Genomic DNA, 20,770 nt, shown 5'->3' with positions numbered 1-20,770 from the left:
AAAGTCCTTTCGGTTTGAGTATTTCCTCTATGTCGTCCCATCCCATTATACTCCAGATGTCCCGTGGAATAAAAAAAATTGTAGGCAAACAGTTGCAATTTTCCGATTAATTTGACAATATGTAGAGGCGAGCTCCAAAAAATGTGTGCGTACGAAACGATTGTGTAAGCGCATACAAAGTGGGGCGAAACCAAACGAAGGAGAGATGTAGAATGGTTTATGCAGTTCCGAACACAGATGGGGCAAAAGTTAATTTCAAAGAGCAATATGATAATTATATAAACGGTGGATGGCAGGCGCCGAAAAAAGGCCAGTATTTTGAAAATCTTTCGCCGGTAAACGGCAAGGTTTTCACAAAAGTGGCGCGTTCAAGCGCAGAAGACGTCGAATCGGCGCTGGACGCGGCACACGCAGCGAGAGAGGCGTGGGGGAAAACCTCGACGACAGAGCGTGGCAATATGCTGTTGAAAATCGCTGACCGCATGGAAGAGAACCTGGAAATGCTGGCAGTGGCAGAAACGTGGGATAACGGCAAGGCAGTCCGCGAGACCTTAAATGCCGATTTACCGCTTGCGATTGATCACTTCCGTTATTTTGCTGGTGCAATCCGCGCACAAGAAGGCGGCATCAGCCAAATCGACAACGACACGGTCGCTTATCATTTCCATGAGCCACTCGGTGTGGTCGGCCAGATCATTCCTTGGAACTTCCCGCTGCTTATGGCTGTGTGGAAGCTCGCTCCGGCACTCGCTGCAGGAAACTGCGTCGTTTTGAAGCCTGCTGAGCAGACGCCGGTAAGCATTCTGGTCTGGGCAGAACTGATCGGGGACTTGCTTCCTCCAGGCGTCTTGAACATCGTCAATGGCTTTGGCCTCGAAGCCGGCAAACCGCTGGCATCGAGCCCGCGCATCAGTAAAATCGCATTCACCGGAGAAACGACGACAGGACGCATGATTATGCAGTACGCTTCCCAAAACCTGATCCCTGTAACGCTCGAACTCGGCGGGAAATCGCCGAACATTTTCTTCAAAGACGTCATGGACCAGGACGATGCGTTTTTGGATAAAGCAATAGAAGGATTCGTTATGTTCGCGCTGAACCAGGGCGAAGTGTGTACGTGCCCATCCCGGTCATTGATCCAGGAAGACATTTACGAAGAGTTCATCAAACGCGCCATCAAGCGTGTGGAAGAAATCAAAACCGGCAATCCGCTTGACCCGGCAACGATGATGGGTGCCCAAGCTTCAAACGAGCAGCTGGAAAAAATCCAGTCATACCTCGAAATCGGGAAGCAGGAAGGCGCGGAAGTGCTTGCCGGCGGTGACCGCAATAGGTTGGAAGGCGATCTTTCTGAAGGCTTCTATATCCAGCCGACCGTCTTTAAAGGCGACAACAAAATGCGCATTTTCCAGGAAGAGATTTTCGGGCCGGTGCTGGCAGTCACCACATTCAAAACAAAAGAAGAAGCGATGGAACTCGCCAACGATACGCTTTACGGACTTGGAGCTGGTATTTGGACACGCGATACGAATACAGCGTACCGTTTCGGACGCGGCATCCAGGCAGGGCGTGTGTGGACCAACTGCTACCACCAGTATCCGGCGCATGCGGCATTCGGCGGCTACAAGATGTCCGGCTTCGGGCGCGAGAACCACTTGATGATGCTCAGCCATTACCAGAACACGAAGAACATGCTCGTCAGCTACAGCGAAGACAAGCTTGGGTTCTTTTGATCAGAAAGAAGGCTAGCCATGACAGAACGGGTAATCGCCACAGACGCAGCACTCGAACTGATCGAGTCTTTGAAACAAAAGCACGGCCCAGTCATGTTCCATCAATCTGGGGGCTGCTGTGATGGCAGTTCGCCGATGTGCTACCCGGAAGGTGATTTGATGGTCGGCGATCAGGATGTATTGATGGGCGTCATTGGTGGCAGCAAGTTTTATATGCATAAGAGCCAATTTGAATATTGGAGCCATACACAATTGATTATCGATGTTGTGCCAGGCCGCGGCGGGATGTTTTCGCTTGATGGTTCGGAAGGAAAACGCTTTTTGACCCGCTCGCGAGTGTTTACGAAGGAAGAAACAAAAGAATTGCAAAATCAGTAAGTTGAAAATCCCGGATGTTTTGCATCCGGGATTTTTTATGTGGAAATAGCAGTTTGAGAGTACTGCACATCGGCTTTGGAAAAGCTTCCATCAAGCCATTTCAAACGCTGAAATAGAAGCTTTTAAAGGGGCGAATAATGGAAAAAAACGTCCGAAAATGGTACAATGAAAGAATGAAAGGTGGTCAACCATGTGACGAATTTAGCTAACCGGGTATCCCATGAACAAGCCAATCACGCGATTTCCTGTGCCGCACACTCTCTTATAACTGAAGGGTTTGATGTGACCCATGAAGACCGGAATTTTGTCCGCTCCGTATTGACCGGGGAACGGACCGAAGCTCAATTCCATCAGGCCATCAAAGCACGTTTCGATGTCTAAATACCAGCACAGTTCCATGTATAGTTACCCTGGAACCGATGTGCTAGTGAATGCATTCGATATTCGCGATGAAGACAAATTAAAAGAGATTGAAACGGTCTACGCGCTCTACCGGTTGTCTGAACTGCAATTGAAAGAGCCGAAAGACCCGACCGATATGGCTGTGTTCCTCGACATCCACCGTTGCCTTTTGCAGGATGTCTATCCGTTTGCGGGCAAGCTGCGGGAGGAGATGACCTCGAAAGGGAGCTCGACATTCGCCCATCCAAAACATTTGGCAGGGCAATTAAAGCAGCTCTTCGACGAATTGGCGGAGGAGCGCTATTTAAAAGGTTTAAAGAAAGACGAATTTGTCCGGCGGCTTGCACATTATTTGGCTGAACTGAATGCGCTTCACCCTTTCCGTGAAGGCAACGGCAGGGGGGTCAGGGAATTTGCCCGCCAGCTTTCGGAAAATGCCGGCTATCGGTTGGATTGGGAAAAGATCGAAGAGCCTGCCCATATCATTAACGCGTTTGTGGACTCTTTCAATAAAGACAATGAGCGATTGGAAGCTTTATTAACAGAAATCATCCATTGAGCAGGCAGGATGGGAAATAGGCTGAAGTTCCGGAGAATTCCGGTCTTCAGCCTATTTTTTATGTGGCGCTTCACTGTTTTTATGGTCTGCCTGCTCTATCGGTGAAGGATTGGCCTCTAGCCAATCGATGGCGAATTCGACGAGCGGCTGCATAGCAACAAGCTGAACAGCAGCTTGGCCAAGCGCACCTTTTGTGATAGCTCCCGGAAAGTCTTTCGCTATTTCAGGGAAACGATCCGAATCCATATCGACGCAATCGTACTTGACCCATTGTCGTTCGCCGTCGACGAACATCGCAGCTCCTTGCGGTGATGTAGTGCGGTTTGGTTGGGCAAACTCGGCATAATGAAGTGCGGTGCAAGAGTCGAAATCGGTACCAATCAGCACAATTTTCACGTCTTGTGCCATCATTTTACCGAGTGGGGAAGCAGGGCCGAATGAATCATCCAGCGGCTGATCACGCATCCATTCTGCCGCATCGCGTCCCCAAGCGATAAAGGAATGGGTAGGGTGCGGGCTGCGCTGAGTAGCCGGATGACGGTGGAGGCATTCCGGAATTTTCCCCATGCCGCGCATATTCGTTAAATCAGGGTCATAAGCGGGCATATGATCGCGCGTCGGCTGATGCCAGTTCTCAGGAATGGGCGGAGCCATCCAGTAGACGGGATCCGAATTATCGGCAGATTGCGAAGGCATTACGAGCGTCCCTTGCGGTGTGAGGACCTCCATGAGCGCTTCGACGACTGCTTGCGCCCCTCCGGCAACCCAACCGATCGATTTCAGCGAGGAATGGACCATCAAATGATCTCCGGCTGCAATGCCAAGATCCTGCAATTGCCGCTTCAGCAACTCTTTCGATTGGAATTCCGGTGTGTTGAGTATTTGGAAAAGATCCGACATGATTATAATTCCCCCTTTTTTCCACTTTACCATAGAGAAGCTGTTAGGGATTTTCGTTTTTTTATAAGTGAGATGAATACCCCACTGATTGAAGTTTCTCTTTATCGGGAATGGCTGTGTAAAGGAGGACTGCATGATGGAAGCTAGAGCTATGAGTGAATCGCGGACAATCCAGACCAAATTGGTGCTGCCGCCGGATACCAATCACATGGAGTCGATTTTTGGAGGGAAAGTGCTAGCCTATATCGATGAAGTGGCCGGCATTTCAGCGATGAAGCATGCGCGGCGCCATGTTGTCGTGACTGCATCGATCGACTCGGTTGATTTCTTGTCGTCGGCGAAAGTGGGCGATGTGCTGGAACTCGAAGCGAACGTTACTTCGACCGGCAGGACATCGATGGAAGTATATGTACGGGTCAAATCGATCAACTTGGAGACCGCGGAAGAGCGCTTGACGACTGAATCGTTTTTGACGCTCGTCGCAATCGGGGATAACGGCAAGCCGACTGCCGTTCCGCCGGTCTACCCGGAAACAGACGGCGAAAAGCTGTTTTTCGAATCGGCTCCAGCGCGCCGTGAATACCGGAAAAACCGGGTCAAAACGCCAAGATAAAAAGGATCCTATAGCGGATCCTTTTTTTCTTCCCCTTTGACATTGGCGAGTGCACTGCCCGCTTTGTTGGAAATGACCGACATACTGCCATCCGTTTCCAAGATGACGGCTTGGATATTCTTCAAGTCGCCTTCCCCTGAGTTGCGGATCACCTGCATGATTTCAATGTCTTTAATGCGCTCTTTGCGCATGGCTTGTGTCAAAAATTCACCCTCGAGAAATAACAGCTGCGGTTCGGATTTGATCAATTGGTTAAACCCTTTTGAGCGGACAGCGGTAAATGTAATCAAGTATTGCAAGATAATAAGTACAGCAAAGGCAGTTAAGCCTTCCCAAAGACTAATGCTGTTATCCAATAATACAGTCGCGAGCGTCGAACCAAGAGCTACTGTCACGATCAGATCAAATGCGTTGAGTTTCGTTAATGTCCGCTTGCCTGAAGTTCGCAAAAATATCATCAAGCCGACATAAGCTAACACTCCTACAGTGACAATGCGGATAAAACTATCCCAAGTAATTTCAAACATTAGTTACTCCCCCTTGTTTTGATTTGCATAAGCCGGACTTATCAACATGTGGATAAGTCCGTGTTTATTAAAAATCGACAGTAAATTGCGATATTTACCCACATAACCCACGGAATTTTATTAGCAATTGTGTATAACTTGCGATTTTGCGGGCGTTAACTTGCTGGTTCCCTTGAAAGCGGTTCAGTAAACAAAATTCTGTGGATAGTTGCGGCGTAGACGAAATTCGTGAGCTTGGTATGTGGATAGCCTAAAAAGCTGAAATGGTGATTTGAACTGATTTGAACTGATTTGTCCTGTTCAATTTTTCTGGTTTCGGGAATAGTGACATTAACTATATTTTAAAGAGAGGTGAGATAGGATGACAGTCCTCCGTTTTTTCCGTTTTGTCGGCTTGGCTGTATTTTTCATGAGCAGCGCGCTATTTCTGATCACTTTGCTGAATAGCTGGCTGGGTTTTGCTGCCACCGATTGGCTGAAGGACCCGTTTTGGCGTGTTTATCTATTCTTCGCAGTTTCCGGGATCCTGTTATATATTCTCATTACGTTCAGGCGGAAAAACGCAACATAAAAAAGCACCGGACGAGTCCGGTGCTTTTAGCTGTTTACTTTTTAGCGAGCAGTTCTTCGAAATAAGAACCAAACTCTTTTGAACGTTTCAAAATCGTGCTTGAAGAAACGCCGAACTTTTCACTCAAGTCTTTTGCGGAAAGCATCGGTCCTTGAATAAGTTCATGGTCTTGAAGGAAACGCCAATAGCCGGCGACAAGTGCTTCCGGTTTTTGGACAGTCGGCTGTTGGCTGATCAAATAACTGTTCAGGATGCTCGTCACATTCGTCACGGTTTCTTCATCAAAATCAGCAGCATCGATGTGCTTGTTCAATTCATCCATGACAGACTGGTGTTCTGGAGAAAGCTCAATGCTTTCTTCCACAATGCCTGTGGAGTACTGGACGATATGTTCAACCACTTCGAGGTAGTGCTCGCGCAGATAGTCTTCGTTCACCGACGTGCCTTTTTCTTCGATGCGCGTTTGCAGCTGTTCAAAGAACGGCGCGAATTTGCCGACAATCGTCAAATAGCCGTTCAAGAACAAAATGCCTTTTTCGCCGGCGCGTGGATCCGGCAGAAGAATTGCAAGAAGTCCTTGGTTTTCTTCCATATCCGTCGGCGGTTGATCCGCCATGATGTATGTTTCGCCTGTGAAGGCATCTTTTAGTTCCGCTTTTTCTGTATTTCCAGACACCAATTGGCCGAGGAATACACGGAAGTTCGGCCATTGCGCCAAGACTTCTTTCGTCGTTGGGCGCGGAGTTTGCTCAATGTGCTTGTCCAGGAAGTTTTTCCATAGTTCCGGTTTTTGCATGAACAGGAAATTTTCGATGACAAATGCTTGTGCATCGTTTTCCGCCATCGATTTCATCAAACGGGGCTGCCATTCCTGCTGAAGTGCACGGAAGTCCGTTAGTTGGTCACGGTTTGGGTTTTCCGAGAAGAATTGCTGTCTGACTTGGAACAGCTCTTCGTTCACCAGATCATTGATGGAAACCGTTTGCTGTTTCCCGTGGCATTTTTTGTATTTCTTTCCGCTGCCGCATGGGCAAGGATCATTTCTTCCTACCATTCTAATCACCTACATTTTTTCTTGAGTGTAACATAAAATCTTTCGAGGCTCAAAAGTCTGACGATTCTGACGCCATTTCGGACGGTGCTCACTCAGTTTTTAAACATTTGGAAGCCGAGTCCACCGAGTACATGATTCGGCACAAAGAAGCGGGCAGTGACGAGCGGATCGACCACTTGGCTGATTTGTGTTTCGCCGGCGGCACTCATGAGCATCGTCATTTCACTGATCGTCAACTCACTTTGCGGCTGCAACAAGTCGATCATTTCCTCGACTGCAACCGACACGGCCTCATCCAAAGTCATCGCCGACACTAGAAACGCTAAGCCGTCTCCATTTTGCAGCAAAGGGTGCTTCAAGCGGCTGCCTTTGATGACATCGAAATGGACGGTCGCGCTGCCGGGCACTTCAATGCCGGAGACGCTGATTTCCCCGTCGCCCATGGCCGCATGAAAATCACCAAGCGCAAACAGTGCACCGTCAACCGCAACAGGGAAGTAGAGTGTCGCGCCCTTGGTGATCAGTTTGGTGTCCATGTTGCCGCCGTGCGCGCCCGGTGTGCCGCAGGAGACCGGTTCCCCTTCAGGTGCGACGCCGATTACGCCGATCATCGGATTGAGGGGAAGATGGAGGCGATCATTAAAGAGCGCTTTGCCGTTTTTGATGGGAATGATTTTGGATTCCATCGCTTCCATCCGGTGCCCCATAACACCGAGTTCGGGCCCTGTCACCATGACGCCTTGCTCGCCGATCTCCAGTTCTTCGATCGTCACTTTCAAGACGTCCCCGGGCGCTGCGCCTTCGATGAAGATCGGCCCGGTCGCCGGGTTTACTTGATCCCAGTTGATGGCAGAAACTTCCTGATCAGCTGATTGGATCTGGTTTTTAAAGCAGTCGAATGTATTGATTTTTACGGTTTCCCCATCAGCGACACGCATGCTTGGCTTGTGGTTTTTGGAAAAAGCATAAATGACCTCTTGTGCCGGTAGAATTTTCAACGGTACCACTCCTTTTCGTCTGATAGAATTTCACTAGGTAAATGTCTGATAATTCTTTCAATTCACATAGACCTATTATCGAGCAAGGAAACTCCGAGTGCAAGCGATTGGAGGCTGTAGTAAAATAAAGGGCAAAGAAACCATGAGGCGGGAGGGGAAACAGTGAACGAAGAACCGGTCAAAGAAATGTTGGCGTGGATGAAAGTACTGTTATTGACAGCGCTGATCATACTTGGGACCCGCCAGTTCCTGTTCGAGCCCGTGGTCGTCGACGGGGGTTCCATGCAGCCGACATACAGCGAAAACGATAAACTGCTGCTCGGAAAAATCACCGAGATCGAAAACTTCGATACCATCGTCTTTTTTGCCCCTGATGGCAGCCGGTTTATCAAACGGGTCATCGGCATTCCGGGTGACAGCATCCGAATGGCGGGAGACCGTCTTTATTTGAACGGCCGGCAATTGGACGAACCTTATTTGAATAAAGCGAGCAGCACATTTATTGAGGAATATCATGGCTACGTGAGTGAATTCACTGTTCCTACCGCCAGCTATTACGTACTCGGAGATAACCGCAACAATAGCACCGACTCACGTGTGCTCGGCTTTATTCAAGAATCGAACATTATCGGCGAAGTGAAATTCCGTTTTGCACCGTTCGCGCATTTCGGGTTTGTCGATTGAATCAATCTGCTCATCATTGCAAATACGCTTTCTCCCAGCCGTATTTGGTTGTTGGGGAAAGCGTATTTTTAGCTAATACAAGCCTGATAGTATGTAGGATTATTTGAAAGAGCTAGTCCGAAATCTTCCGTGCCGAAAACCCTGAAATCTCTGTTCACTTTAATTAGTTCGAAATATTCACTTTTTATTTATTTTTAGTTCAATTGAATTATGTTAGTATTTAAATACTGATTATTAAAAAAAGGGTGGAATGCTTAGAAAAGAATGGGGGGATCAAAATGGCTTGGGGAACATTGGCGAAATGTTTTTTCATAGTGATGATCGTTGGTGGAATGACTTTTCTGGCCGACGGGGGACAAGCAAAGGCGGCGCAAGGCGGGATAGATATCACAGCATCGAGCCTGATGGAGGGGCAGCGCCAAGCCTATCAATCGCATCTGACAAATTCCCTATTATTTATGGATAGAGAATTTTTGAAATTTGGAGAACAAGACGATTTCTACCCGGCTTCCCATATCGCCTTTGCGCCAGGGAGTGATGAATCGCAAATGAATTTCTCCTGGTATGCACCGAGTACATCACGTCCAGGTCAAGTCCAGGTGACGAAAGTTTCTTCCGGTACAGAGAAGTTTCTTGAAACCGGTGCGGTGACTGTTGATGCAAAGCTGAAAAATGCCACCTACGGCTACTCCGCCCATGAAGCGACCATTACGCAGCTTGAGAATGAATCGGACTATATGTACCGCTTAGGAGATGGCCGCGGCAATTGGACGGATGGCTTCCATTTCCAGACGCAAAATCCGGAGTCTTATGAATTTCTGATGATTGCCGATCCGCAAATCGGCGCATCAGGCGATATTGAAGAGGACCAAAGAGGGTGGGGGAAAACTTTACGTCAAGCGGTTTCCCGTACACCAAACAGCAGTTTCATCCTGTCAGCTGGCGACCAGGTCGATGCCCGCTATTCCGAAAACGAATATGCAGCCTATTTTGCCCCCGAACCGCTGCGCAATTACCCGACAGCGACGACAATCGGAAATCACGACAACACTCATCATTACTCCTATCATTTCAATGTTCCGAATGAAAATTGGGAACTTGGAAACTACGACAATTCAGGAGGGAATTATTACTTTTCCTACGGAGACACCTTATTCATGAATTTGAACTCCAATAGTATGAAACCGGAAGAGCACATTCAGTTTATGGAAGAAACGGCTGAAGCGACTGCGGACCGGGAGTGGAAATGGAAAATCCTCGTTTTCCACCATTCGATCTACAGCGCAGCCGCACATTCCCAAAGCCAATTCGTTTTGGAACTGCGTGAGCACTTAGTGCCGACAATTGACGCAATCGGGTTCGACGCTGTTCTGATGGGACATGACCATTCCTATGTGCGGACCTATCAGATGCGGAATTTCCAGGCGTTGAAAAATCATATGATGCAAGGCGATACACCGGTCAATCCGGAAGGCACCTTGTACATTACCGGCAGTACCGCGAGCGGCAGTAAATTTTACGGCATGCATACGGAGCGTGAGCCTTATTCGGCGGTCCGCGCACAGTGGGGTGTGCCGACTTATATGAGCATCAGCGTTGAGCCGGAGCGCTTAAGCTTAGAGACTTACCGAACGGATACTGAAGAACTGGTCGATGAGTACGAAATCATCAAGGATCCGTCCATCGAAACGATAGTGCCGGCACTTGAAGAAGTAGAACTCATCACGAGCAATACGGTGCTGGCAACGGAAGAAAATTCATTTTATCCTGAAGTGGAATTGAAAGTTAAAGGGCAGAATGTTGAAGGCGGACAATACGATATCTCCCCTGAGTCGATCACTTTCCGTACCAGCCGGGACGATGTCCAAATAAAAGATGGCTCAGTCCAAGCGGCAAAAGATGCACAGATTGGGATAGTGGAAGTCTACGCGGAAGTGGCGGACGGAGAGGAAATTTGGGACAGCAATGTGATCGAGCTCGAATTGGTGAAACATGATGAGGTCAGCCTTTTAGAAGGCGGCAGTGAGTGGCGCTATTTGGATGATGGCAGTGACCAAAAAACCGAATGGCGCTCAACTGAATTCGATGCCGGCGATTGGGAACAAGGAGCGGGCCCGCTTGGCTTCCCTGAAGATGAAGAACGCCCGGAATTTGGTGCTATTGAAACACTCGTTGGCTATGGCTCTGATGAGACTGATAAAATCGCTTTGACGTATTTCAGAACGGAATTCGATGTGGAAGACGCAAAAGAAATCGGCGATCTTGGCTATGTGGAGTTCGGGGTGGACGATGCCGTCATCCTCTACTTGAACGGCGAAGAAATCATGCGCTTTAATATGCCGGAGACGGGCGAGTTCGGATTTGGAGATTATCAGAGAGCGGTGATGGAGGAATATTACGGCGATGAAAGCCGGATCGAACGCATCTACCTGGACGAAACCGCTTTGTCACATGTGCAAGATGGGCGCAATGTATTGGCGGCGCAAGTGCACCAGGACGACCGCTTCAGTTCCGATTTGTATTGGGATATGGAGTTTGTGGCGAATACAAAATAAAAAAAAAGGCGCAATGCCTTCTTTTTTTATTTTTCCTACTATTCATCGAAAAGCCCCAACTTCTCGATTCGCTGGATTGCTTCCACGATCCGCTGTTCTGTAACCAATAAGCCGACACGGACAAATCCTTCACCGCCGGGGCCAAAGCCGCTGCCAGCCGCTACGGCAATGTCTGCTTTGTCGAGAAGATAATCCGAAAACTCCACACTCGTGAAGCCTTCCGGCACCGGCAGCCAGGCGAAGAATGATCCCTCCGGCGCTTCGACTTCCCAGCCGATCCGGCGGCATTCGCCTACTAAAGTCTTTCTTCTTTTTTCGTACAACTCGACGAGTTCATCGACGCATTGCTGGCTGCCGTTCAAAGCTTCCGCCGCAGCAAGCTGGACAGCCGGGAAGATGCCGGCGAACAAATGGTCCTGGATCAAGTTCAATGCTTCAATCATTTTGGAGTTACCGACCGCAAAACCGATGCGCCAGCCGGCCATATTATAGGTCTTCGATAAGGTGTACATTTCGATGCCGACCTCTTTTGCGCCTTCAGACTGCAGGAAGCTGACCGGTTTTTTTCCGCCAAAGCCGATGCCGCCATATGCGAAATCATGCACGACCGCGATGCCTTGTTCTTTGGCGAACTGTACGGTTTCGTCAAAGAACGTTTTGTTGGCTGTGGCGCCTGTCGGGTTGTTCGGGTAGTTTAAATACATCAGCTTGGCGCGCTCTCTTACAGACTCTGACACATCGTTATAGTCCGGGAGATAGCCGTTTTCCTGTTTCAGCGTCATCGTTTCAAATTCGATGTCGGCGAGCGGTGCCCCGGACAGGTAATCGGGATAGCCCGGATCCGGCAGCAAGAGCGAATCGCCCGGATTGAGCAATGCAAGCGGCAATTCGACAAAGCCGATTTTTGTGCCGGAAAGAATAGCGACTTCGAGGTTCGGGTCGATGTCGACGCCGTATTCCCGCTTGTAGAAATCTGCGGCGGCTTTCCTCAATGTACCGAGCCCGCGAAACGGTGAGTAGCGGTGGGTTTTCGGGTCTTCTACCGCGTCTTGCAACGCTTTGACGATATGCGCGGGGGTCGGCTGATCCGGATTGCCTTGCCCGAGATTAATGACATCGCGGCCTTCGCCGACTGCTTTTGCAGCTTTTGCGACGAGTGCGGCGAAAAATTGATCCGGAAGATTTTGTAAGCGATTTGAAAAGTCCATGGAATCCTCCTCATTTTCTAAAAAATTGCACATCTATCCCAAATCTTATAGAGTTTAACGTAAACTGTCTACAGGGGGAGAGAATATGAAAATCGCTTGTGTACAGATGGATATCGCGTTCGGGGAACCGGAAACGAATTTTCAGCGCGTAACAGAATACTTGGAAGAAGCGGCCGAAAACGGGGCGGATGTCATTGTCTTGCCCGAAATGTGGAACACCGGCTATGCGCTGACGGAGCTTGAGAAATTGGCGGACGGGAATGGCAAGACAGTCGACTTCCTGAAGCGGTTCGCCAAACAACACGGCGTTCATGTTGTCGGAGGCTCGGTATCGACGAAAAAAAAGGACGGTTTCTATAATACGATGTATGTCGTCGACAAAACGGGCGTGCTCGTTTCCGAGTACGATAAAGCCCACCGCTTCGGTTTGATGGACGAGCATATTCACCTCGAGGAAGGGCAGTCGCTCGGCACATTTGAGCTCGACGGCGAAACGTTCGGCGGAGTTATCTGCTACGATATCCGCTTCCCGGAATGGCTGCGCGCACAGGCACTGAACGGGGCGAAGGCGATTTTTGTCCCAGCGGAATGGCCGCTTGCGCGCATCGACCATTGGCGCATACTGCTTCAGGCACGCGCTATCGAGAACCAATGCTTTATCATTGCCGCCAATCGCATCGGCCATGATCCGAAAAATGAGTTCGGTGGCCATTCGATGGTCATCGCGCCGTGGGGAGAAGTACGTATGGACATGGGCAATACTGAAGGCATCGCTTATACAGACATCGATCTTTCAGAAGTGGACGAAGTGCGCACGCGTATTCCGGTATTCGACGATCGGCGCGTTCAATTGTACAAAAAGTTTGAAAAATTGCATTGACAAGTGTCCATACTGGCGCGTAAGATGGGAATCAACCAAATACGTATGCTTATCAAGAGAGACCGAGGGTAAAGGCCCTATGACGTCCGGCAACCCCCAACGCGGGAAGGTGCCAAGTCCTGCAGAATGGCAATCATTCTGAAAGATAAGTCGGAATTCTAAATTTTCGATGTCTCTTTTTGATAAAAGAGACATTTTTTATTTGCCTGGGGGAGTGGACAGCATGATTCAGATCGAACAACTGAGCAAAACCTATCAAACAAAGCACGGCACTGTCACAGGTGTAGACGATGTCAGCCTGGAAGTGAAGACCGGGGAAATTTTCGGCATCGTCGGTTATTCCGGAGCCGGAAAAAGTTCCCTCATCCGCTGTATCAATTTGCTCGAACGCCCAACCGCCGGGACTGTCTCGGTAGGGGGACAGGATTTGACGAAACTGCGCGGCGAAGGGCTGCGGAAAGCACGCCTGAAAATAGGCATGATCTTTCAGCATTTCTATTTGATCAGCCAAAAGACGGTCGCTGAAAACATCGCGTTCGCACTGCGTGCAGCCGGCACACCGAGCAAAAAGATCGGGCCGCGTGTCGACGAATTGTTGGACATGGTCGGCTTGACGGATAAGCGGGGCGTCTACCCGGCACAGCTAAGCGGCGGGCAAAAGCAGCGCGTCGGCATCGCCCGTGCACTCGCCAATGAACCAGCTGTGCTGTTATGCGATGAAGCAACGTCAGCGCTCGACCCGAACACGACCTTGTCGATTCTGCGATTATTGAAAGACATCAACCGCAAGCTCAACATCACGATTGTCCTGATTACGCACGAAATGAACGTCGTCAAGGAAATCTGCGACCGGATGGCGGTCATGCAAGGCGGCCGCGTCATCGAAGAAGGAAATGTCTACGATATTTTCGCCGACCCGAAAACGGCGTTGACAAAAGAGTTTATCTCAAGTGTCGTGTCGTTCAACGTACCGGAAGAAACTTTGAAGAAATGCGACGGAACGATCATCAAAGTGTTGTTTAAAGGGGCAGTCGCCGGGGAAGGCATCATTTCCGATATGTTGCAAACCTACCCGGTCAAAGGTAATTTTTTACACGGAGCGATTGAATACATTCAAGAACGGCCGCTTGGGATTTTTGTGATGGAGCTGAAAGGCGGACAAGCGGAAGTCCAGCAAGCCATCGTGTACTTAGAACAGCGGGAAGCGATTGTGGAGGTGATGGATCATGGGAATTGAATGGGAAAGAATAATCGATCTCTGGCCGGAGATTCAAGTGGCGTTTTACCAGACATTGGTCATGATCGGCATTTCACTCGGTGTCGCTTTAGTTGTCGGCTTGCCACTCGGCATTCTGTTATTCATCACAGACCGCGGTTTGTTCTTGGAAAACCGGTCAGTCAATTCGGTGATCGGTTTTGTCGTCAACATCGTTCGGTCGATTCCGTTCATCATTTTGCTGGTCGCGCTCATTCCATTGACTCAAGCCATTACCGGCACCACAATCGGGCCGGTCGCAGCCAGTGTCTCCTTGTCGGTCGCGGCGATTCCGTTCTTCGCACGCATTGTGGAAACGGCACTCCGGGATATCGATAAAGGCGTCATCGAAGCGGCGGTTGCCGTCGGTGCCACGCCGTGGATGATCATCAAGGATGTGCTGCTGCCGGAAGCGAAGGCCAGCCTCATCCAAGGCATTACGCTGACAGTCATCAGCTTGATCGCCTACTCGGCCATGGCAGGCGTTGTCGGAGGCGGTGGGATCGGCGACTTGGCGATCCGCTTCGGCTATTACCGGTACGACAATACGATCATGATCGTCACGGTCGTCATTTTGATTGTGCTCGTCCAGCTGATCCAGCAGGCGGGCGACTTTACAGCTAAAAAACTAGATAAACGATAAGGGGAGATTGACATGAAGAAATTTGCGTGGGTTGTAGCAGCGAGCACGCTTCTACTAGCCGCTTGCGGCGGAGAAGAAACGAATACAGATACGGCAGAAAACGGCAACGAGTCAAAAGACATTAAGCTCGGCGCCACAGCAGGACCTTACAGCGACATGCTGAACGCGGCGATCGTCCCCGCACTTGAAGAAAAAGGCTATACCGTCGAAACAATCGAATTCAGCGATTATATTCAGCCGAATAATGCGTTGAATAACGGGGAAATCGATGCGAACTTATTCCAGCACACGATTTACTTGGAGAACTTCGAAGCGGAAAACAATATGGATTTGAGCGCGTTGATCACGGTGCCGACCGCGCCGATGGGCATTTACTCAAACGAGTTCGACTCGTTCGACGGGATTGCGGACGGTGCGACGATCGCTATTCCGAACGATCCGGTAAACGGAGCCCGCGCGCTGTTGATGCTGCAGGACCAAGGACTCGTTGAACTTGATCCGGAAGCGGAAGTGCTGAAGGCGTCCGAGCGCGACGTGACAGAAAATCCGAAGAACTTGGTGTTCCAGCCGATTGAAGCGGGGCAATTGCCGCGTGCTGTCGAAGGAACAGATCTTGCAGCTGTTCCGGGCAACTTTGCACTGGCAGCTGATATGGACTTGCTAGACGCACTGGCGCTTGAAGACATGCCGGATGAATACCGCAACGTAGTCGCTGTCTCAGCGGAGAACGAAGATAGTGAACTGGCTGCCGACTTGATCGAAATCGTTGAATCTGAGGAGTTTGAAGCGATCATCGACGAACAGTTCGAAGGCTTCGGCAAACCTGCGTGGATGGCTGAATAATAAAATAATCAAGCCGGAGAAAAATCATTTTTCTTCGGCTATTTCTTTGAGTAAAAATAGCTCTCTTTCGCTATGTGCGGCCTTTTTCCTTGCCCTGTCTGTTTTCGGCTGAAATAATAGGGAAAGTTAATTTCAATGAGCCGCTGCCAGGCACCATCTGCAGTTATATATGTTGAACTAAAGAAATATCAGTGAATTACCACGACTACTTGACCACTAAAAATTTGCGAACAAACAAACAGATATGGAGCAAAACTACGGAGAAAACCGTACTGCTCCCACCGTGCTGAGCAAAGCTTTTCTCGGAGTGGTTTTGCGGAATATCTACAGTGGAAATTTATTAGTTCAACTTATATAGCAAGGTTTTACTGGAACCGCATGCCGAAGACCGAAGCGCAATTGATCGAATGCGCCGCGCAACCGGCTGAGCGCCCTTTGTGCGATGCGGGCGGGAGCGGTTACCGCCATGCCGGCCGGGTATGGAAGACGTGGGAGATTGGAAATAGACAAGAGGAGGAAATAAAATGGCGTTACATAGTTTTCACTTGAAAGCAGATTGGCCCGGTGACCGCAACGATGTCGGGGTGATCGAGTCGGGAAATTTAAAGACGCAAATATCGATTCCGCCTGAAATGGACGGACCGGGAGTCGGGACCAATCCCGACGAGATGCTGCTCGGAGCGGCAGCGACATGTTATATCATTACGCTTGCGGCGATGATGCAACGCAGCAAGCTACCAAAAGAGTCGCTGACGATGGATTCGGAAGGAATCGTCGAAGTGGTAGACGGGGTGATCACTTACAAAAAGATCATCCACCGGCCGCAAGTCGTACTCTTGGCGGATGCGGGCGAGAAAGAATTCAAGCTTGTCCGGAAGCTCGCGGAAAAAGCCGAATCTTCCTGTATGATCACCCGCGCCATCCAAGGCAATGTCGAAGTTGAACTCGAGGCTACCATTACAAAAGCATAATTCTTGAGAAGCCTTTTCTTCCGTGTGGAGAAGAGGTTTTTTTGTGAAAGCAGCCGGAAATGATATTTTTAGATGATTCAAAGAATTTTTTCTTCCGCCCGTTTCGGGATATGGTAGACTACATTTAATGAAAATGGACCATAGGAGACGAGTGGGATGAAAAAACTATCGCTACAGACAAAAATCATTTTACTCAGCACATCGCTCGTGCTATTGACGACGGTGGTGTTCGGCGGAATCTTGAGCTATCAGGAAATTGCCGAAATCAAGGAAAATATCGGCCAGCGTGCACAGGAAACCGCAATCGGGATCTCAGCAATGCCGACCATCGTTGAGGCGATGGATGACGAAAATCCATCGCTCCAAATTCAGCCGCTCGCTGAATATATGCGCAGGCAGGTAGGGGCGGAATTCATCGTCATCGGCAATACCGACAGTGTCCGTTATTCGCATCCGGATACAAGCAAGATCGGTGAGAGGATGGTCGGCGGGGACAATGATCAGGCACTGATCGACGGAAAAGTGTATGTATCGGAAGCATTCGGCTCGCTCGGGAGAAGCTTGCGCGGCAAGGCCCCGATTTATGATGGGGACGGCAGGGTCATCGGCGTGGTCTCTGTCGGCTATATGGTTGAAGACATTGAAGAAATCATTGTCGGCAATATTTTGGATGTCTTAGGGCTTGCATTGTTGACGCTCGTCATCGGAATTTTGGGCAGCATCCTGCTGGCCAAAAACATCCGAAAAGATACGATGGGGCTGGAGCCGCGGGAAATTTCCCGCTTGTATCAGGATAGGGAAGCGTTGCTGTCATCGATTATTGAAGGGGTCATCGCCATCGACAATGAAGGGCGCATCACCGAATTGAACAGTTCCGCAGAAAAGATGCTCACGATGGATCAGAGCTTTTTGCAGAAGCCGATAGGCGATATTTTGCCGGAATTGCGGATGAAAGAAACACTGGCGACCGGCCATTCGTGGAGAAATAAAGAGATACTGATTGGTGGGACGGTCTTTATCGTTAACCAAAAGCCGATTAGGACAGACGGGTATGTGGTCGGTGCAGTATCGACGTTCAGGGAAAAGACAGAAGTGCAGGAAGTGCTCGAGACGCTCTCGGAAATTAGGCAGTACTCGGAAAGCCTGCGTGCACAAACCCATGAATACGCCAATAAACTGTATGCCATTTCCGGTTTGCTGCAACTCGAGGAAACCGAGGCAGCGGTGCGGCTGATCCAAGAAGAAACCGTTCATCATGAAAAACAGACGAAGCATACACTGAATCATATCGAAGATAAAAAAGTCCAGGCGATTCTGCTAGGCAAGATGGGAAAAGCGTCCGAAGCAAAAGTGGAATTAACGGTAGACGAAAACAGTTCCCTCGCCCAGTTGCCCCCTCATGTCGATATATCGAAAGTGATTCATATCGTTGGGAATTTGATCGACAACGCGATTGAAGAAGTCGAGGCGAGCGGCACGAAAAAAATATCCTTTTTCATCACCGATATCGGCAACGACTTGGTCATTGAAGTGCAGGATAGCGGACGGGGAATCCAAGCCGAGCATTTGGACCAGCTTTTTGTGCAAGGATTTTCCACAAAACTTGAAAAAGTCGACAGAGGGTATGGGTTGGCGATCGTCAAACAAGCGGTCGAAGACTTGAACGGCTGGATTGAAGTGGATTCAGCACTGGAGCGCGGCACTGTGTTCAGCGTCTTCTTGCCGAAAAAATCAATGGAGGTGGCGTGATGCTGCGGGTGGTTATTGCAGAAGATGATTTTCGAGTAGCACAAGTGCATGAGAAGTTTTTAGCGAAAATCGGAGGCGTGGAGCTGTTGGCGAAAGCGAAAGATTGCAGCGAGACGCTGTCAGCTGTAAAAAAACACCAGCCAGATCTCGTGCTGTTGGATAATTATATGCCGGATGGGCTCGGAATCGAACTGATTGATGAGCTGCGGAAAGAAAGTCCGGAAACCGACATCATTTTGGTATCGGCTGCCAACGAGCGGGAGTATATTGAAACGGCGTTGCGCAAAGGAGTGAAGGGTATTATCCTGAAACCCGCCGAGCTTGCACAGTTTACTGCGACCATCGAGAAATACCGGAAAGATGCAGGGCGACTCTCGCAGCAAGAGACGGTCGACCAAACGTATTTGGATGAGCTATTCGGCGTCACAGCGGCAAAAAAAGATGTGGCCGTCGTAAAAGGAATCGACCCGCTGACGATGCAGAAGGTGCAGAAGCTATTAACTCAATATAAAGAAGGCATCACCGCGGAAAAAATGGGCGAAGAAATGGGCGCCTCCCGGACGACGGCCCGCAGATACTTGGAATACTTGGTCTCAACGGGCGATTGTTACGCAGAACTCGGCTACGGCATCGTCGGCAGGCCAGAGCGGCAGTATTTCGTTAAATGACGCGGTGAATCACATTGCCAGCACCATAAAAAGCAACTTCCTGAGAGACAGGGAGTTGCTTTTTTGTGGCGTTTTTTGGGTGCGTCTGAATTAATCGGTATTGCATTCGAAATGGGTCATCCTCCAGCCGCTTTTTTCAATCACGGGCAAACCGCCCAAATCGTAGCATTGATCAGCCGCTTGCGTCACTTCCAGATAACTGAAAAGAGACTGTGCGGCAAAAGCGATAGACAGAGCGATAACAGTAGCCATACTAAGGAGAACGATTATTTGGCCGGCAGAGATGGACCGTATAGGCTTCATCAATAAAACCTCCTTGTTGATTTATACAGAATAGCATAATTTCCTATCTCTTCCTATTAATGAAATATAAGCAAAACATATTCTTCCTCCTCATTCCCTGTGAACTTTATGAACAAAATGTGCATAAAAACCTTTATACACCTTATTTTGCAAACGGTTACATTCTGAAAATTCCGAGTTATACTTCGATACATAAGAAACATAATCAGACTAAGGGGGAAAACAAAAATGAAAAAAACAGTCTTTGCATCAATGATAACTGTAAGCGCTCTTGCATTCGCAGGGTGTGGATCTGACGATACGGCAAGCACAGGCGGAGAAGGCGGCAGCTTCGAGCCGTCCCAAACAATTGAAATGGTAGCACCAGCCGGATCAGGCGGCGGATGGGACACAACAGCACGTGAAGTCGCACGTGTATTCGGAGAAACAGGCATCATCGATGAAAATATGACGGTCATTAACCGTGAAGGCGGAGGCGGAGCAATCGGATGGGCTTACGTCCACGGGAAAGAAGGCGATCCGCACAGCATGTTCGTTGCTTCGCCGCCGTTGATGTTCGTTCCACTTAACGGCCAATCGGAATACGGTCATGAAGATTTCACTCCAATCGCTAATATGATCGCGGATTACGGTGCATTTGCTGTACGAGAAGACAGTGAGTTTGAAGATTTGAATGATCTGTTCGATCAAATGAAAGACGATCCGCAGAGTATAACGGTCATCGGCACATCCGCTCCAGGAAGCATGGACCATATGCAGTTTGTCCGCATTGCGAAAGCGGCAGGCGTGGATCCGACGCAAATTAAATACGTATCTGACCAAGAAGGCGGCGCTTTGACGGCAGTTCTTAACGGTTCAGTGGATGTATTCTCGACAGGTGTTGGGGAAACAATCGAGCAAGTGCGTGCAGGCAATATCAAAGTACTTGGTGTCACAGCCGAAGAGCGCATGGAAGGGGAAGTGCTTTCTGATTTCCCGACAGCGATCGAGCAAGGCATCGATGAAAGTTTCGTCAACTGGCGCGGATTCTTCGGGCCTCCGAACATGGACCAGGCAGCTGTCGATTACTATGAAGCAAAATTCCAGGAACTAAGTGAATCCGACGAATTTGCGGAAGTCCGCAAAAAGTACGGATGGAATGAAATGTACATGAACAGTGAAGAATACAGCGAATTCCTCGAAACTGAGAAAGAGGAGATTGCAACTTTGCTGGAAGAAATCGGACTAGGACAATAAGTAGGAAGTGAAACCGAATCTTATGCATTCGGTTTCTCTC

At 49.3% G+C, this 20,770-nt stretch carries 22 protein-coding genes and 1 riboswitch; of the genes, 16 read left to right on the top strand and 6 right to left on the bottom strand.

Features of this window, described 5'->3' with window-relative positions; all coding sequences use genetic code 11:
• Positions 1-212 precede the first annotated feature (212 nt).
• The 4 genes from adh to J7E21_RS08115 all read left to right on the top strand — a co-directional run bounded on the left by adh (position 213) and on the right by J7E21_RS08115 (position 3,072).
• A complete protein-coding gene (gene adh / locus J7E21_RS08130) occupies positions 213-1,733 on the top strand; it encodes an aldehyde dehydrogenase (RefSeq protein ID WP_215106469.1) in 1,521 nt (506 codons plus the stop codon).
• An 18-nt stretch (positions 1,734-1,751) separates the two neighbouring features.
• Complete coding sequence (locus J7E21_RS08125) at positions 1,752-2,111, top strand: DUF779 domain-containing protein (protein WP_215106467.1); 360 nt, start codon at positions 1,752-1,754, stop codon at positions 2,109-2,111.
• A 192-nt stretch (positions 2,112-2,303) separates the two neighbouring features.
• Positions 2,304-2,492, top strand: coding sequence for a hypothetical protein (locus J7E21_RS08120; protein ID WP_215106465.1), 189 nt, complete (start codon positions 2,304-2,306; stop codon positions 2,490-2,492).
• The gene (locus tag J7E21_RS08115; RefSeq protein WP_215106463.1) at positions 2,485-3,072 is read left to right on the top strand and encodes a Fic/DOC family protein; all 588 of its coding nucleotides are present in this window, start codon (positions 2,485-2,487) and stop codon (positions 3,070-3,072) included. Before J7E21_RS08120 ends, J7E21_RS08115 begins: the two co-directional genes overlap by 8 nt.
• A 51-nt stretch (positions 3,073-3,123) precedes the next feature.
• On the opposite strand, the gene J7E21_RS08110 is transcribed toward J7E21_RS08115, so the two are convergent.
• Positions 3,124-3,972, bottom strand: a complete 849-nt coding sequence (locus tag J7E21_RS08110; protein ID WP_215106461.1) for an AAC(3) family N-acetyltransferase — start codon at positions 3,970-3,972, stop codon at positions 3,124-3,126.
• Between the two features lie 136 nt (positions 3,973-4,108).
• Here J7E21_RS08110 and J7E21_RS08105 point away from each other — a divergent pair, with 136 nt between their 5' ends.
• On the top strand, positions 4,109-4,585 hold the full coding sequence (locus J7E21_RS08105) for an acyl-CoA thioesterase (protein WP_215106459.1): 477 nt from the start codon (positions 4,109-4,111) through the stop codon (positions 4,583-4,585).
• An 8-nt stretch (positions 4,586-4,593) separates the two neighbouring features.
• Here J7E21_RS08105 and J7E21_RS08100 read toward each other — a convergent pair whose 3' ends face one another.
• The gene (locus J7E21_RS08100; protein ID WP_215106457.1) at positions 4,594-5,112 is read right to left on the bottom strand and encodes a DUF421 domain-containing protein; all 519 of its coding nucleotides are present in this window, start codon (positions 5,110-5,112) and stop codon (positions 4,594-4,596) included.
• A gap of 361 nt (positions 5,113-5,473) precedes the next feature.
• On the opposite strand from J7E21_RS08100, the gene J7E21_RS08095 reads away from it, so the two are divergent.
• Positions 5,474-5,683 carry a hypothetical protein gene (locus J7E21_RS08095; protein ID WP_215106455.1) on the top strand — a complete coding sequence of 70 codons (210 nt, stop codon included), beginning with the start codon at positions 5,474-5,476 and terminating at the stop codon, positions 5,681-5,683.
• Between the two features lie 34 nt (positions 5,684-5,717).
• Here the strand turns inward: J7E21_RS08095 and J7E21_RS08090 are convergent, their stop codons facing one another.
• Entirely contained in the window at positions 5,718-6,737 is a 1,020-nt protein-coding gene (locus J7E21_RS08090) for an SEC-C metal-binding domain-containing protein (RefSeq protein WP_215106452.1), read from the bottom strand.
• Positions 6,738-6,829: 92 nt separating this feature from the next.
• Positions 6,830-7,735, bottom strand: a complete 906-nt coding sequence (locus J7E21_RS08085) for an acetamidase/formamidase family protein (protein WP_483313489.1) — start codon at positions 7,733-7,735, stop codon at positions 6,830-6,832.
• Between the two features lie 162 nt (positions 7,736-7,897).
• Here J7E21_RS08085 and lepB point away from each other — a divergent pair, with 162 nt between their 5' ends.
• Entirely contained in the window at positions 7,898-8,419 is a 522-nt protein-coding gene (lepB, locus tag J7E21_RS08080) for a signal peptidase I (RefSeq protein ID WP_215106450.1), read from the top strand.
• Positions 8,420-8,697: 278 nt separating this feature from the next.
• Positions 8,698-10,974, top strand: a complete 2,277-nt coding sequence (locus J7E21_RS08075; protein WP_215106448.1) for a purple acid phosphatase family protein — start codon at positions 8,698-8,700, stop codon at positions 10,972-10,974.
• A 38-nt stretch (positions 10,975-11,012) separates the two neighbouring features.
• Here J7E21_RS08075 and J7E21_RS08070 read toward each other — a convergent pair whose 3' ends face one another.
• A complete protein-coding gene (locus tag J7E21_RS08070; protein WP_215106446.1) occupies positions 11,013-12,182 on the bottom strand; it encodes a pyridoxal phosphate-dependent aminotransferase in 1,170 nt (389 codons plus the stop codon).
• Positions 12,183-12,267: 85 nt separating this feature from the next.
• Between J7E21_RS08070 and J7E21_RS08065 the strand changes: the two genes are divergently transcribed.
• From J7E21_RS08065 to J7E21_RS08035, 7 genes are all read left to right on the top strand, one after another.
• Complete coding sequence (locus tag J7E21_RS08065) at positions 12,268-13,062, top strand: carbon-nitrogen family hydrolase (protein WP_215106444.1); 795 nt, start codon at positions 12,268-12,270, stop codon at positions 13,060-13,062.
• A 46-nt stretch (positions 13,063-13,108) separates the two neighbouring features.
• A riboswitch (SAM riboswitch) is annotated at positions 13,109-13,214 on the top strand.
• Positions 13,215-13,285: 71 nt separating this feature from the next.
• On the top strand, positions 13,286-14,299 hold the full coding sequence (locus J7E21_RS08060; protein WP_215106442.1) for a methionine ABC transporter ATP-binding protein: 1,014 nt from the start codon (positions 13,286-13,288) through the stop codon (positions 14,297-14,299).
• Positions 14,289-14,960 (top strand): methionine ABC transporter permease, encoded by a 672-nt coding sequence (locus J7E21_RS08055; protein ID WP_215106440.1) that lies wholly within the window; start codon positions 14,289-14,291, stop codon positions 14,958-14,960. Before J7E21_RS08060 ends, J7E21_RS08055 begins: the two co-directional genes overlap by 11 nt.
• Positions 14,961-14,972: 12 nt before the next feature.
• Entirely contained in the window at positions 14,973-15,803 is an 831-nt protein-coding gene (locus tag J7E21_RS08050) for a MetQ/NlpA family ABC transporter substrate-binding protein (protein WP_215106438.1), read from the top strand.
• Positions 15,804-16,327: 524 nt separating this feature from the next.
• Complete coding sequence (locus J7E21_RS08045; RefSeq protein ID WP_215106436.1) at positions 16,328-16,774, top strand: OsmC family protein; 447 nt, start codon at positions 16,328-16,330, stop codon at positions 16,772-16,774.
• Positions 16,775-16,930: 156 nt separating this feature from the next.
• Positions 16,931-18,523 (top strand): ATP-binding protein, encoded by a 1,593-nt coding sequence (locus J7E21_RS08040; RefSeq protein WP_215106434.1) that lies wholly within the window; start codon positions 16,931-16,933, stop codon positions 18,521-18,523.
• Positions 18,523-19,191 carry a response regulator gene (locus J7E21_RS08035; RefSeq protein ID WP_215106432.1) on the top strand — a complete coding sequence of 223 codons (669 nt, stop codon included), beginning with the start codon at positions 18,523-18,525 and terminating at the stop codon, positions 19,189-19,191. The genes J7E21_RS08040 and J7E21_RS08035 overlap by 1 nt, the downstream gene beginning before the upstream one ends.
• Positions 19,192-19,281: 90 nt before the next feature.
• Here J7E21_RS08035 and J7E21_RS08030 read toward each other — a convergent pair whose 3' ends face one another.
• Positions 19,282-19,494, bottom strand: a complete 213-nt coding sequence (locus tag J7E21_RS08030) for a hypothetical protein (RefSeq protein WP_215106430.1) — start codon at positions 19,492-19,494, stop codon at positions 19,282-19,284.
• Positions 19,495-19,722: 228 nt separating this feature from the next.
• Here J7E21_RS08030 and J7E21_RS08025 point away from each other — a divergent pair, with 228 nt between their 5' ends.
• Positions 19,723-20,730: a tripartite tricarboxylate transporter substrate binding protein gene (locus tag J7E21_RS08025; RefSeq protein WP_215106427.1), complete on the top strand. Its 1,008-nt coding sequence runs from the start codon at positions 19,723-19,725 to the stop codon at positions 20,728-20,730.
• Positions 20,731-20,770: the final 40 nt, after the last annotated feature.

It is taken from the genome of Planococcus sp. ISL-109, assembly GCF_018613655.1.
In the GTDB taxonomy this organism is placed as follows: domain Bacteria; phylum Bacillota; class Bacilli; order Bacillales_A; family Planococcaceae; genus Planococcus.
Note: the sequence above shows the minus strand (reverse complement) of the source record. Positions and strands in the feature narration are given on the sequence as shown.